Genomic DNA, 12,431 nt, shown 5'->3' on the forward strand with positions numbered 1-12,431 from the left:
AATGGAGGACGCACGATGAGTTTACTTGATCAATTTCTTTGGATAATTTATCCGTATCTCATGCTTACGTTATTTGTCGTTGGTCATATTTACCGTTATAATACAGATCAATTTGGCTGGTCGGCAAAATCAAGTGAGTTTCTTGAAAGCAGACGGCTGCGATGGGGAAGTATTCTTTTTCATTGGGGAATTATATTTGTTTTTTTCGGGCACGTAGCTGGGATACTGGTGCCAAAACCATTTTATGAAACAATCGGAATTACGGATGAGATGTATCACTTCGGGGCGGTTTGGTTCGGCGGCGCAGCTGGGGTCGCGACGGTCATCGGCGTTCTGTTGCTGCTATGGCGGAGGTTAAGCGTTCGTCGTATTTTCCGCAACAGCAGCAAAAGAGATTTCCTTGTATTGTTTTTGTTAACCATCGTCATTTTAACGGGATTTACAAATACAGTAGGATATACCGCTACGGGAGGAACGTTTGATTATCGCGATACGATTGGCCCATGGTTTCGAGGCATTTTAACGTTTCGGCCGCTGCCGCAACTAGTAAGCGATGCCCCGTTAGGATTCCAAATTCATATTATTACCGCCTTATTGCTGTTTGGCATCTGGCCGTTTACCCGTCTTGTTCATGTTTGGAGCGTTCCGCTGACGTATTTAAATAGACATTATGTTGTATATCGCCGCATGCGTGCAAAGAAAATTTAAAAACATCCCTCCTTTTCCATCGAAAAGGAGGGGGTTTTTATTCAATGCAACAAATATCCACCGGACAGTTTTCGCATTGAATTTCCTGCTTTAAATAGTCGAGGTCATGGATCGTAATTTTTCCTTTTTTAATGGAAAGAACGCCTTGCTGCTTTAACGTGTTTAACATGCGGTTGACGCTTTCGCGGGTGGTGCCGCAAAAGTTGGCTAAATCTTGGTTTTTCAGCGTTAAGTCGATGAGGATGCTTCCGTTATCCAGCTTGACGCCATAGCTGTTGCACATGCGGATAAGCGTGGAATACAGTGCTCCTTTTTTGCCGTGCATAATTAAATCGCGAAATTTTGTTTGTGTCCGCCGCGCATGCGTGCTGACCCATTGCATATATTCATAGGTAAGTGAAGGGTTAGTGAGGAGCTGCTGTTCTAAATCATCTTTTTTAATGGCTGCTACTTCGCCATCTTCGATCACTTTTGCTGTTAATAAATAGCGAGGTTCTGCTGTAAACAATGTTAGCTCGCCGATAATTTCCCCAGGGCCGCAGATGCGGAAACACATCTCTTTTCCGTCAGCGCAAATTTTACTTATTTGCACTTTCCCCGAAAGAATAAGATATAGTTCAGCGGCTGCCATTCCTTCTTGGAATAAAAACGTTCCTTTTCGTATTTTGACTGTATGTTTGGCGGAACGAAGCAATTCACGTAAATGGGCAAAGCGGTCCTGCTGATTGAACTTTTTGGCTGCAAGCATCTGGTTCACCCCAATAGTTTGTTGTCACTTTCATTGTAAAAACAATGAAACTGTCCTGAAGTGATAAAAATCACACTTTTTTTGCTTCGTGATGATTGTCACGATGCTGTCACAAACTTTTCTAAAACGATTTGCATGTTTGTTATGTTAAAATGTGAGTAGTATCACAACATTTTTCTTCTTTTTTTTATATAGTGAAACAGAATGGTGTTGTTGAAAGAGGTTTTATGATGATGGAATTTTGGTGGCCGGTTTGGTTATCCATAAAGGTTGCATTTGTTTCTGGAGTAATGGTTATGCTTCTTGGCATCATCACGGCTAAGTGGATGGCGCGCCGCCGGTTTAAAGGAAAAATTATCATTGAAACATTGCTGATGCTTCCGCTTGTGCTGCCACCATCGGTTGTCGGTTTTTTTCTTATCATTTTATTCGGAAAAAACGGTATGATTGGCAAAGGAATAGAAACATTGTTTCACGCGCCGGTGATGTTTACATGGTACGCAGCGGTGATTGCGGCTGTGGTCGTTTCCTTTCCGCTTATGTATCAATCGGCCAAGGCCGGATTGGAAGCGGTGGATGAAACGATTGAAGGAGCGGCGCGCATCGACGGAGCAAATGAATACCAAGTTTTTTGGCATATATCGATTCCGTTGGCGAAAAAGGCGCTTATTTCCGGAGCGATTTTGGCGTTTGCCCGCAGCCTTGGCGAATTTGGCGCTACTCTCATGTTTGCGGGAAATATTCCCGGAAAAACGCAAACGATGGCAACCGCCATTTATGTGGCGATTGAGTCAGGAGAAATGAATTTAGCGTGGGCATGGGTAGCCATCACGGTGCTTTTGTCGTTTTTTCTGCTGCTGTGTGCGACAACGTTTAAATCTCATTGAAAGGGGGAAGCGGGATGGAAAGAAAAGAATCGGAGGCCGTTGTCGACCGCTGGAACCGACCACTTCGCGATTTGCGCATTTCGGTAACGGATCAATGTAATTTTCGATGCGTATATTGCATGCCGGCAGAAATATTCGGTCCGAATTTCCGTTTTTTGCGTGAAGACGAATTATTAACGATCGAGGAAATGGTGCTGCTTGCTGAAAGTTTTGCCGAGCTTGGCGTCGAGAAAATTCGCATTACCGGGGGAGAGCCGCTGCTAAGACGGGATTTGGATATCTTGATTGAACGATTGACACACATTCCCGGCATCCGCGATATTGGCCTTACAACGAATGGGATTCATTTAGTGAAATGGGCAAAACGTTTGAAAGAAGCGGGGCTGAAGCGCGTTAATGTTAGTTTAGATGCGCTGGATGATGATATATTTAAAAAAATGAACGGCGTTGGCGTCGGGGTCAAGCCGGTGTTAAAAGGAATTGAAGCGGCGCAGGAAGCCGGGCTCGGCGTCAAAGTAAACATGGTTGTGAAAAAAGGCATGAACGACTCGCAAATTATCCCGATGGCTTCTTATTTTAAGGAATGGGGCATTACGCTTCGCTTTATCGAATTTATGGATGTTGGCACGACCAATGGCTGGGATTTCTCCCATGTCGTCACAAAAAAAGAAATGTATGAACTTTTGCAACAAATGCATCCACTTGAACCTGTGGAAAAAGCCTACTTCGGCGAGGTGGCAAGCCGCTACCGCTATGTTGGCACCAACGTGGAAGTCGGGTTTATATCCTCGGTGACGGAATCATTTTGCCGCAGCTGCACCCGGGCGCGCATTTCCGCCGATGGCAAGCTGTATACGTGCTTGTTTGCGACAAGCGGCGTTTCGTTGAAAGAAAAGCTTCGTTCTGGAGCGGATAAAGAGGAGATCAAGAAAGTGATTGCATCCACATGGAACACGCGGACAGACCGCTATTCGGACGAACGGACGGAGCAAACGGCAAAAATGCGGAAGAAAATTGAAATGTCTTATATTGGCGGATAAGCAAACTGGACCGTTTCCTTCTAGTGGAACGGTCCAGTGTTTTTGGTTTATCAAGACATTTCCGCCGATGGCTCTGCTTCTGCGAGAACGCGCGGGAATAACACGTTATTTTCCAAATGGATATGTTCAAATAAATCTTCTTCTAGTGCTTCTAGTCGATTGTAGACAAGGCGGTACGTACCGCATGCATCTTCCGGTGGGGTAAAGTCATTCGTAATTTTGCGAATCGTTTTGATGATGTCGCCAGCAACGTCATGTTCATTGACAAGTTCGCGAATCACTTGTTTCATCGTTTCTCTGTTTTCTGGAGTCGGAGTTTCTTCAAATTGCAAAATAATCGGAAAAGCGTAAGTTTCTTCTTTCACCGTATGCTGTTCCAGTTCGGTTTTCAGCTCGTTAAACAGCTTATGAACTTGCGCAAGATGCGGATGATGCATTCCGTGGACGCGCAGCACTTTGGTGACGTAAGGGCTGAGCTGAGGCAGTTCTTCCGCCAAGTAACGATGGTGTTTTCCAATGATATGATCGATCAGCTCGCGATAAGAAGCTTCCTTCCAGTTTCGATCGACATTTTCGAGCGATTGAGCATAAAGCGTGTTCAGCTCTTCCAAAATCGCTTTTTCGTCCAAACCGCGCTCTTTTATTGCCTCCTGCAATGGGCGCTGCCCGCCGCAGCAAAAATCAATTTTGTATGACTTGAAAAGATCGCTTGCTTTTGGAAATTGTGCTACGATATCACCGATGAGCGATTGTTCTGTAAACCATTTTTCCATGGCTGATACCTCCATCTTATATCAATCGTTACAACTTAAGCATATTTCTTTTCTTTTTTGCATGTCGTGATGTACATCACATAAGGGAAGAAATTTTGAACAAATTGTGTTAGAAAAGAAATGAAACGGATAAATGTGATGAACATCACGACTAGCTTTGTTTCGTTTCCGTACAATGAAAATAGGAAAGAAGGGATGGGGGATGTTTCGGCTGTTGAAGGCTGAACAGTTGGAAAGCGAAAATCGACATAATGTCAATGCATTAAGTAAATCTTCACGCGAAACTTCCGATCATCAACAGTGCGGATGAACCAATAAAAACTTGCTTTCTTTGGCAGTTTGCTTGCTCTTCTAAATGTAAAAAAGTAAAATAATGGATATCGTGGACAGCCATTAAATGAGAAAGGGAGAGAAAAGCATGGTGGAAAAGCGAACTCCGATTCCGGTAACGGAAGCGATCGAAAGGGTCATGAAATATGCGGGGGAAGGGGAAGCGGAAACGGTTCGGCTTGAGGAAGCATACGGTCGGTATTTGGCTGAAGAATTGCGCGCCGATCATGACGTTCCGCCGTTTGACCGCTCCCCATATGACGGTTTTGCCATCCGCGCTGTGGACTCCGCGCAGGCGAAGCTGGACAACCCGGTCGAATTTGAAGTGATTGAAACGATTGGTGCGGGACAGGTGGCGACAAAAGCGGTGGAACCGTTTCAGGCGGTGCGCATCATGACAGGAGCGCAAATTCCCGCTGGATGCGACGCGGTTGTCATGTTGGAGCTAGCCAAACAATATGAACGGGATGGCAAAACGTATATGTCGATCAAACGGCCGTTTCGTCCGGGAGATAATATTTCGTTTCAAGGGGAGGATGCGAAAAAGGGCGATGCTCTTGTTCCAAAAGGCACGCGGATCAACCCCGGCGTACAGGCGCTATTAGCGACATTTGGATATGCCAAGGTAAAAGTGGCGCGCAAGCCGCGCATCGGCATTTTTGCGACAGGCAGCGAGCTTTTGGATGTATCCGACCCGCTCGTACCGGGAAAAATCCGCAACAGCAACGCCTATATGATTCAAGCGCAAGTGGTCCGCAGCGGCGCGGAGCCGATTTATTTCGGCAAATTAATGGACGATCTGGATACTTGTTTTGCCGCGATCCAATCCGCGCTCGATCGAGTGGATATGTTGATTACAACAGGAGGCGTCTCTGTCGGGGATTATGATTATTTGCCGATCATTTATAAACGTCTCGGCGCTGAAGTGCTGTTCAATAAAGTGGCGATGCGCCCGGGCAGCGTGACGACGGTTGCGCATCTTGACGGCAAGCTATTGTTTGGGCTATCGGGCAACCCATCCGCCTGCTATGTCGGCTATGAACTGTTTGTGCGCCCTGTTGTGCGGACGCGTCTATTTTCCACGAAACCGTATTTGAAAAAAGCAACGGCTATGTTGATGGCCGACTTTCCAAAGCCAAATCCGTTCACCCGCTTTGTCAGAAGTTACGTAGCGCTCGAAGACGGACGGTTAACGGTGGCACCGGTTGGCATGGATAAATCGAATATTGTCACATCATTGGCGAGAGCGAACGCCCTGATGGTGCTTCCAGGAGGAACGCGCGGGTTTGCCAAAGGCGATGCCGTTGAGGTGTGGCTGCTAGAAGATGAAGAGGGAAGCGACGTATGAACGTCTGGCAGGTAGTCGGCTATAAAAACAGCGGCAAAACGACGCTGATTGAAAAATGGGTAAAAATCGCGTCTTCTGAAGGGTACCGTGTTGGAACGATCAAACATCATGGGCATGGCGGCGAACCGGAAAGACGATATGCGGATACCGACTCAGAGCGCCACGAACGGGCGGGGGCGGTTTGTGTGTCGGTGGAAGGAGACGGATTGCTGCAGCTTTACGCCCGGCAGTCATCATGGTCGCTCGCGCAAATTTTATCGTTCTATCAGCTGTTGCCGCTTGATTTGGTCCTTGTTGAGGGCTACAAAAGCGAACGATATCCAAAAGTAGTAATGGTACGAAACGAAAAGGACTGGGATTCGCTTTCCCAGCTTTCGAACATTATTGCCGTCATTACGTGGCAACCTTTTTCGCAGCCACCCTTTTTTTCCTATCCTTTATTTTCTATTGACGATGAAGAAAGTTATTTACGTTGGTTGATGAATGAGGTGAAAAAACACGAATGAATGAACGTCTTTTTGTCATTACGGACAAGCCGATTTCTTTGGAAGAAGTGATCCAAAAAGTGATGCGTCCGGAAGCCGGCGCGGTGACCACATTCATTGGCACGGTGCGCGAATGGACGAAGGGAAAACGGACGTTGTTTTTACAATATGAGGCGTATGTATCGATGGCAGAAAAAATGTTAAGGCAAATCGGAGAAGAGATCCGTGAAAAGTGGCCGGAAGCAAAAGTCGCCATTACCCATCGGATCGGCCGGCTCGATATCGGTGAGACCGCAGTCGTCATCGCTGTATCGTCGCCGCATCGAAACGATGCATACGCGGCGAATCGTTACGCAATTGAGCGCATTAAACAAATTGTTCCAATTTGGAAAAAAGAGCATTGGGAAGATGGCACGGAATGGGTCGGCAATCAATTGGAGACAAAAGCGTACCCGACAGGGAGACCGGAAGAGGAGGATTTGCGATGATTACATTGCTTTTTTTCGCCCACTTGCAGGAGGCGGTCGGTGAAGAACGCGTCATCTTGCCGCATGTTCCAAAAACGGTAAAAGAATTAAAGGAAGAAGTGAAGCAACGTTACCGTATTAGCCTAGAACAAGTGATGGTCGCGGTCAATGAGGAATATGCCGGCGATGAGCAAACACTTCAGCCTGGCGATATTGTCGCCTTTATTCCACCGGTAAGTGGAGGATAAGAGCAATGAAAAATCAGCAAAAGCAAAAGTGATTATTTATACGGAAAATCGCTCCCGATTATGAAGCTAGGAATATTAGAAATCGCCAACGCTGCTTATTTTCTTATTGCCATGATGGTTTTTTACTCATAAAAACGAGGTGCGCCTGTTGACGCACCTCGTTTTTTAATAGCGTATTGTCGTTGATCAAGCGCCTTTCGGTTTTCTTAATCGATGCTGCATAGTTCCGGCGGGCAGCCTTCGCAAGCGATTTCTTCTCGTAAATAGCGAAGATTTAGCACCTTGATTTTTCCTTTTTTTATGGAAATGACCCCTTTTTTGCGTAATTCGCTTAACAAGCGGTTAACCACCTCGCGCGATGTGCCGCAAAAGTTGGCCAGTTCTTGATTAGTAAGTTGGATGTTAATGAGAATACCGTCTTCTTTCATAACGCCGTAGCTATTGCACAAGCGGATCAGCGTCGAATATAATGCGCCTTTTTTTCCATGAAGAATAAGATCACGAAATTTCGTCTGCGTTTTGCGAAAATGGTTGCTCATCCATGTCATAAATTCAAGGGCCAGTTTTTGGTTTTCCATGAGCCGCTCTTCCAACACATCGCGCTTGATGACGGAAACGACTCCATCTTCCAATACTTTCGCATTCAACATATATTTTGCATTGTCGCAAAACAACGTCAGTTCCCCAATTAAATCCCCTTTGCTGCAGATGCGCAAAGTCAGTTCTTGTCCGTCTGCGGTTATTTTGCTTACTTGTATTTTTCCCGACTGAATATAGTAAAGCTCCGTTGCCTTTTCTCCTTCTTGAAATAAATAGGTTCCTTTTTGAACAGGAATATCGCGGTAAATCGCCATCAATAATTCCTGAAGTTCCCCAGAAATGCTTTTCATTATAATATAGCCCACCTTTTACATCATTCCAATAGAAGATTCTACAGTAAAAAACAGGGGAGTCAATCATATTTACTGTGAATATATTGAAAAATATTTGAAAATGGGTAAAAAATATTTGGAAAATAATTAAATATACATTTGATTTTATTTTTATACAGTATTATAATGATTACTACATAAAGTACAATTCGGCTGGGGAGGAGCGCAATGAATATTGCTATTATTGGTGCAACCGGATACAGCGGCGCGGAATTGCTACGGTTTTTACGCAACCATCCTCATGTGCGCCGTTGTTATCTTTATTCATCTTCGCAAGAAGGAATTCATCTTTCGGAAAGTTTCGCGCACGTCGGTGAAATCGAGGATGCGGTTTTGCAAAAAATAGATGTCGAACAAATTGCCAATAAATGCGAGGCCGTCTTTTTCGCCACTCCGCCGGGAGTTTCTAGTACACTCGCGCCCGCGTTCATCGACCAAGGAGTGAAAGTGATTGACTTATCGGGTGATTTTCGCTTAAAAGACGGAGCGGTATACGAAACGTGGTACAAGCGGCAGGCGGCTTCCGATCATTATTTGCAGCAGGCGGTATACGGGCTGACGGAGTGGAATAAGCCAAACATCCAAGAGGCGCGGCTTCTTTCCAACCCGGGATGCTATCCGACGGCGACATTGCTTGGCTTGGCGCCGCTTGTCAGAGAGCAGCTCATCGAAGAAAATTCGATTATCGTCGATGCCAAATCGGGCGTATCGGGAGCGGGACGAAAGGCGTCATTGAACACCCATTTTTCTGAAGTGAACGAAAACGTCAAAATTTATAAAGTAAATTCCCATCAGCATATTCCAGAAATCGAGCAAATGTTGCAAACGTGGAATGAACGCATTCAACCGATTACGTTCAGCGCGCATTTAATTCCGATGACAAGAGGAATTATGGCAACGATTTATGCAAAAGCAAAGCAACCTCTGTCGGTAGACATGTTGGTAGATTTATATAAAACCAGTTATGAAGATTCGATATTTGTCCGCATTCGCAAACCTGGGCAATTTCCATCGACGAAAGAAGTATATGGTTCCAACTACTGCGATATCGGCGTTGCATATGATGAACGGACAGGAAGAATTACCGTCGTTTCTGTTATTGACAACCTTGTCAAAGGGGCGGCGGGGCAGGCGATTCAAAATTTCAACGTGATGATGGGCTGGAACGAAGAAAGCGGACTTACGTACATGCCGATTTACCCGTAAGGAAGGAGAGCAAACGATGGCGATTGCAAAACAAGATGGAAAGATTGTTTCCGTTGGCAAAGGCACGGTAGTAACACCAAAAGGATTTAAGGCAGACGGGGTTCATGCTGGCTTGCGTTATACGAAAAAAGATTTAGGCGTTATTTTATGTGAAGTGCCGGCCTCCTGCGCCGCCGTTTATACGCAGAGCCATTTTCAGGCTGCGCCGCTCAAAGTGACGCAGCAAAGCATCGCGGTGGAGCAAAAGCTGCAGGCGGTGGTTGTCAACAGCGCCTGCGCCAATGCGTGTACGGGTCAGCAAGGATTAAAAGATGCTTATGAAATGAGAGAGTTATGCGCGCAGCAATTCGGCATTGCCCCGCATCATGTCGCTGTCGCTTCCACTGGCGTCATCGGGGAATTGCTGCCGATGGAAAAAATCCGCACAGGAATCAAAAAGTTGCAGCCAGGAGATTCACTCGACCATGCCGAGGCGTTTCAAACAGCGATTTTGACGACGGATACGGTGATGAAAAAAGCTTGCTACCAAACGACGATCGACGGGAAAACCGTAACCATCGCCGGAGCGGCAAAAGGATCGGGAATGATCCATCCAAACATGGCGACGATGCTGGCGTTTATCACCACCGATGCCAATATTTCTTCGCCGCTATTGCAAGAAACGCTTCGCTCGATCACGGATGTGTCGTTCAATCAAATTACGGTAGATGGCGATACGTCCACGAACGATATGGTAATTGTTATGGCGAGCGGGCTTGCCGGAAATAAGGAATTAACTCCGGATCATCCAGACTGGAAAAACTTTTATGAAGCGCTGAAAAAAACATGCGAAGATTTAGCAAAGCAAATCTCCAAAGACGGCGAAGGGGCGACGAAGTTAATTGAAGTGCGTGTGAACGGGGCGAAAACGGATAATGATGCGAAAAAAATCGCCAAACAAATCGTGGGTTCTAATTTAGTAAAAACGGCCGTTTATGGTGCTGATGCAAACTGGGGAAGAATTATCGGGGCGATCGGCTACGCAGACGCAATGGTGAATCCGGACAATGTCGATATTGCGATTGGACCGATTGTCATGCTAAAAGGAAGCGAACCGCAGCCGTTTTCCGAGGAAGAAGCGATCGCGTATTTACAAAACGATGTAATTGTTATTGAAGTAGATCTGCATCTAGGCAGCGGCAAAGGAGTTGCCTGGGGATGCGACTTAACGTACGACTACGTGAAAATTAACGCAAGCTATCGCACGTAACAAGGGGAGAGAAGGATGGGAAAGACGGTTGTCATTAAATGCGGCGGCAGCGTATTAAGCGATTTGTCTTCAGCGTTTTTTGCTAGTTTACAAGCGATGTATGCACAAGGCATGAACATCGTTCTCGTTCATGGCGGCGGGCCAGAGATCGGGCAGATGTTAAAGCGGCTTCAAGTACACAGTGAATTTGTGAACGGATTGCGCAAAACGACAAAGGAAGTATTGGACGTCGTTGAAATGATTCTGGCGGGAAAAGTGAATAAACAGCTTGTCACACTCTTGCAGCAGCATGGCTTGCCGGCTGTCGGTATTTCCGGCCTCGATGCCGGGCTGCTTGAAGCGGCGCCAATCGATTTCATGAAGCTTGGTTACGTTGGCGAAGTGATCGATGTCAACGCCGCTTTTATTCATCAATTGCTGCAGTTGCGTTACATTCCGGTTATTTCGCCGCTCGGCGCGGATAAGGACGGACAAAAATACAATATTAACGCCGATACGGCGGCGGGGGCGGTAGCAAAGGCGATTAGAGCAACGCAGCTTTTGTTCGTGACAGATGTTCCGGGAATATTGCGGGACGGTGTGGTCGTCGAGCGGGCGACGGTCGAGGCGATTGAACAGATGATAAAAGACGGTGTGATTACAGGCGGAATGATTCCAAAAGTAAAAGCAGCGCTGGCCGCGCTATCGGAATCGCTGCATGCAGTGATGATCGTCAGCGGAAAAACGTCATTTTATCAAAACGGAAATTGGTACGGAACAACGATTCAAAGTGAAGTGGGGGTATATTAATGGGAGCGCTATTTCCGACATATAACCGTTGGAACATTTGTGTACAATCGGCCGAAGGAGCGACAATTACCGATATAAATGGAAAGCAATATTTAGATTTTGTTTCCGGAATTGCGGTTTGCAACCTCGGGCATCGCCACCCGGCCGTACAAAAAGCGATCGAAGCGCAACTGAATCAATTTTGGCATGTATCCAATTTATTTACGATTCCTCTGCAAGAAGAAGTGGCGCAGCTTCTTACGGCAAACAGCTGCGGCGACTACGTATTTTTCTGCAATAGCGGCGCGGAAGCGAATGAAGCGGCGCTGAAGCTGGCGCGCAAACACACGGGACGCTATAAAGTCATTACCTTTCGGCAGTCGTTTCACGGACGGACATTCGCCACGATGGCGGCGACCGGTCAGGAAAAAGTGCATAAAGGATTCGGTCCGCTTTTGCCGGAATTTGTTCATCTGCCGTTTAACGATGCGGAGACGCTCGAAAAAGAAATGAACGAAGAGGTCGCCGCGGTTCTAGTGGAAATTGTGCAAGGAGAAGGCGGCGTCAGACCGGCGGAGCCATCGTTTCTCCAAAAAGCGGCTGAACTTTGCCGGCAATACGGCGCCCTGTTCATTGTCGATGAAGTGCAAACCGGCATTGGCCGCACCGGTAAACCGTTTGCCTATCAATATTTTAATATCGAACCGGATATTATTACCACCGCGAAAGGGTTGGGCAGCGGCATTCCAGTCGGCGCGATGATCGGCAAAGCGTTTTTGAAAGATACGTTCAGTGCCGGGGTGCACGGTTCGACGTTTGGCGGCAATCCGATTGCGATGGCAGCCGCGAAAGCAACGTTAGAAATTATTTTTCAGCCCGATTTTTTACAAGATGTCCAAGAAAAAGGAATGTATTTTTTAGCGAAGCTTCAAGAAGCGCTCGAGGAATTGGAGTTCGTGAAAGAAGTACGTGGGCTTGGTTTATTAGTTGGCATTGAATGCCACGGGGATATTGCGAATTTGCTTCCAGCCATTCATGAAAAAGGACTGCTTGTCCTGTCAGCGGGGCCAAATGTCATTCGCTTGCTGCCTCCGTTGATCGTGACAAAGGAACAATTGGATCAAGCGGTACAGATCGTGAAACAAACAATGCAAAAAGCGGGAGCCGCGGCGGCAAAATGATCGTCGGCTGCATTTTTATCCTTATGGGTGAATAAAAATTCTATCATATAAATAAAAACTC

The 12,431-nt window shown here is 46.4% G+C and carries 14 protein-coding genes and 1 pseudogene; 12 read left to right on the top strand and 3 right to left on the bottom strand.

Features of this window, described 5'->3' with window-relative positions:
- Positions 1-15: 15 nt before the first annotated feature.
- Positions 16-708, top strand: a complete 693-nt coding sequence (gene narI, locus HT574_RS01135; RefSeq protein WP_175243169.1) for a respiratory nitrate reductase subunit gamma — start codon at positions 16-18, stop codon at positions 706-708.
- 37 nt (positions 709-745) lie between these two features.
- Here narI and HT574_RS01140 read toward each other — a convergent pair whose 3' ends face one another.
- Complete coding sequence (locus HT574_RS01140) at positions 746-1,456, bottom strand: Crp/Fnr family transcriptional regulator (RefSeq protein WP_175243170.1); 711 nt, start codon at positions 1,454-1,456, stop codon at positions 746-748.
- 230 nt (positions 1,457-1,686) lie between these two features.
- Between HT574_RS01140 and modB the strand changes: the two genes are divergently transcribed.
- Together modB and moaA are read left to right on the top strand one after the other, a co-directional pair.
- Positions 1,687-2,343 (top strand): molybdate ABC transporter permease subunit, encoded by a 657-nt coding sequence (gene modB / locus HT574_RS01145; RefSeq protein ID WP_175243749.1) that lies wholly within the window; start codon positions 1,687-1,689, stop codon positions 2,341-2,343.
- Positions 2,344-2,357: 14 nt separating this feature from the next.
- Entirely contained in the window at positions 2,358-3,383 is a 1,026-nt protein-coding gene (moaA, locus tag HT574_RS01150; RefSeq protein ID WP_175243171.1) for a GTP 3',8-cyclase MoaA, read from the top strand.
- Positions 3,384-3,433: 50 nt separating this feature from the next.
- Here moaA and ric read toward each other — a convergent pair whose 3' ends face one another.
- Entirely contained in the window at positions 3,434-4,156 is a 723-nt protein-coding gene (ric, locus tag HT574_RS01155) for an iron-sulfur cluster repair di-iron protein (RefSeq protein WP_175243172.1), read from the bottom strand.
- Between the two features lie 418 nt (positions 4,157-4,574).
- Between ric and HT574_RS01160 the strand changes: the two genes are divergently transcribed.
- From HT574_RS01160 to HT574_RS20625, 5 genes and pseudogenes are all read left to right on the top strand, one after another.
- The gene (locus HT574_RS01160) at positions 4,575-5,834 is read left to right on the top strand and encodes a molybdopterin molybdotransferase MoeA (RefSeq protein ID WP_175243173.1); all 1,260 of its coding nucleotides are present in this window, start codon (positions 4,575-4,577) and stop codon (positions 5,832-5,834) included.
- Positions 5,831-6,340 carry a molybdopterin-guanine dinucleotide biosynthesis protein B gene (gene mobB, locus HT574_RS01165; protein ID WP_175243174.1) on the top strand — a complete coding sequence of 170 codons (510 nt, stop codon included), beginning with the start codon at positions 5,831-5,833 and terminating at the stop codon, positions 6,338-6,340. Before HT574_RS01160 ends, mobB begins: the two co-directional genes overlap by 4 nt.
- Positions 6,337-6,807 (top strand): molybdenum cofactor biosynthesis protein MoaE, encoded by a 471-nt coding sequence (locus HT574_RS01170; RefSeq protein ID WP_175243175.1) that lies wholly within the window; start codon positions 6,337-6,339, stop codon positions 6,805-6,807. Before mobB ends, HT574_RS01170 begins: the two co-directional genes overlap by 4 nt.
- Positions 6,804-7,034 (top strand): molybdopterin converting factor subunit 1, encoded by a 231-nt coding sequence (gene moaD / locus HT574_RS01175; RefSeq protein ID WP_017436340.1) that lies wholly within the window; start codon positions 6,804-6,806, stop codon positions 7,032-7,034. Before HT574_RS01170 ends, moaD begins: the two co-directional genes overlap by 4 nt.
- 30 nt (positions 7,035-7,064) lie before the next feature.
- Positions 7,065-7,166 (top strand): annotated as a pseudogene (locus HT574_RS20625) (YwiC-like family protein); the annotation flags it as partial.
- A 74-nt stretch (positions 7,167-7,240) separates the two neighbouring features.
- Here HT574_RS20625 and HT574_RS01180 read toward each other — a convergent pair.
- Positions 7,241-7,924, bottom strand: a complete 684-nt coding sequence (locus HT574_RS01180) for a Crp/Fnr family transcriptional regulator (RefSeq protein WP_175243176.1) — start codon at positions 7,922-7,924, stop codon at positions 7,241-7,243.
- Between the two features lie 210 nt (positions 7,925-8,134).
- Between HT574_RS01180 and argC the strand changes: the two genes are divergently transcribed.
- Genes argC through HT574_RS01200 form a run of 4 tightly spaced genes read left to right on the top strand, consistent with a single transcriptional unit; the run spans position 8,135 to position 12,370 of the window.
- A complete protein-coding gene (argC, locus tag HT574_RS01185) occupies positions 8,135-9,172 on the top strand; it encodes an N-acetyl-gamma-glutamyl-phosphate reductase (RefSeq protein WP_175243177.1) in 1,038 nt (345 codons plus the stop codon).
- A gap of 16 nt (positions 9,173-9,188) precedes the next feature.
- Complete coding sequence (gene argJ, locus HT574_RS01190; RefSeq protein WP_175243178.1) at positions 9,189-10,421, top strand: bifunctional ornithine acetyltransferase/N-acetylglutamate synthase; 1,233 nt, start codon at positions 9,189-9,191, stop codon at positions 10,419-10,421.
- Positions 10,422-10,436: 15 nt separating this feature from the next.
- Positions 10,437-11,210, top strand: coding sequence for an acetylglutamate kinase (gene argB, locus HT574_RS01195; RefSeq protein WP_175243179.1), 774 nt, complete (start codon positions 10,437-10,439; stop codon positions 11,208-11,210).
- Positions 11,210-12,370, top strand: a complete 1,161-nt coding sequence (locus tag HT574_RS01200; protein ID WP_175243180.1) for an acetylornithine transaminase — start codon at positions 11,210-11,212, stop codon at positions 12,368-12,370. Before argB ends, HT574_RS01200 begins: the two co-directional genes overlap by 1 nt.
- Positions 12,371-12,431 lie beyond the last annotated feature (61 nt).

It is taken from the genome of Parageobacillus sp. VR-IP (assembly GCF_013357975.1).
GTDB classification, from domain to species: Bacteria; Bacillota; Bacilli; order Bacillales; family Anoxybacillaceae; genus Saccharococcus; species Saccharococcus caldoxylosilyticus.

Excerpts from the sequence above, each read along its gene's own strand:
- moaA (WP_175243171.1), top strand. The coding sequence starts at position 2,358 with ATGGAAAGAAAAGAATCGGAGGCCGTTGTCGACCGCTGGAACCGACCA.
- moaD (WP_017436340.1), top strand. The coding sequence starts at position 6,804 with ATGATTACATTGCTTTTTTTCGCCCACTTGCAGGAGGCGGTCGGTGAA.
- HT574_RS01160 (WP_175243173.1), top strand. The coding sequence starts at position 4,575 with ATGGTGGAAAAGCGAACTCCGATTCCGGTAACGGAAGCGATCGAAAGG.
- modB (WP_175243749.1), top strand. The coding sequence starts at position 1,687 with ATGATGGAATTTTGGTGGCCGGTTTGGTTATCCATAAAGGTTGCATTT.
- narI (WP_175243169.1), top strand. The coding sequence starts at position 16 with ATGAGTTTACTTGATCAATTTCTTTGGATAATTTATCCGTATCTCATG.
- ric (WP_175243172.1), bottom strand. The coding sequence starts at position 4,156 with ATGGAAAAATGGTTTACAGAACAATCGCTCATCGGTGATATCGTAGCA.
- argB (WP_175243179.1), top strand. The coding sequence starts at position 10,437 with ATGGGAAAGACGGTTGTCATTAAATGCGGCGGCAGCGTATTAAGCGAT.
- HT574_RS01140 (WP_175243170.1), bottom strand. The coding sequence starts at position 1,456 with ATGCTTGCAGCCAAAAAGTTCAATCAGCAGGACCGCTTTGCCCATTTA.
- argC (WP_175243177.1), top strand. The coding sequence starts at position 8,135 with ATGAATATTGCTATTATTGGTGCAACCGGATACAGCGGCGCGGAATTG.
- mobB (WP_175243174.1), top strand. The coding sequence starts at position 5,831 with ATGAACGTCTGGCAGGTAGTCGGCTATAAAAACAGCGGCAAAACGACG.
- HT574_RS01200 (WP_175243180.1), top strand. The coding sequence starts at position 11,210 with ATGGGAGCGCTATTTCCGACATATAACCGTTGGAACATTTGTGTACAA.
- HT574_RS01170 (WP_175243175.1), top strand. The coding sequence starts at position 6,337 with ATGAATGAACGTCTTTTTGTCATTACGGACAAGCCGATTTCTTTGGAA.
- argJ (WP_175243178.1), top strand. The coding sequence starts at position 9,189 with ATGGCGATTGCAAAACAAGATGGAAAGATTGTTTCCGTTGGCAAAGGC.
- HT574_RS01180 (WP_175243176.1), bottom strand. The coding sequence starts at position 7,924 with ATGAAAAGCATTTCTGGGGAACTTCAGGAATTATTGATGGCGATTTAC.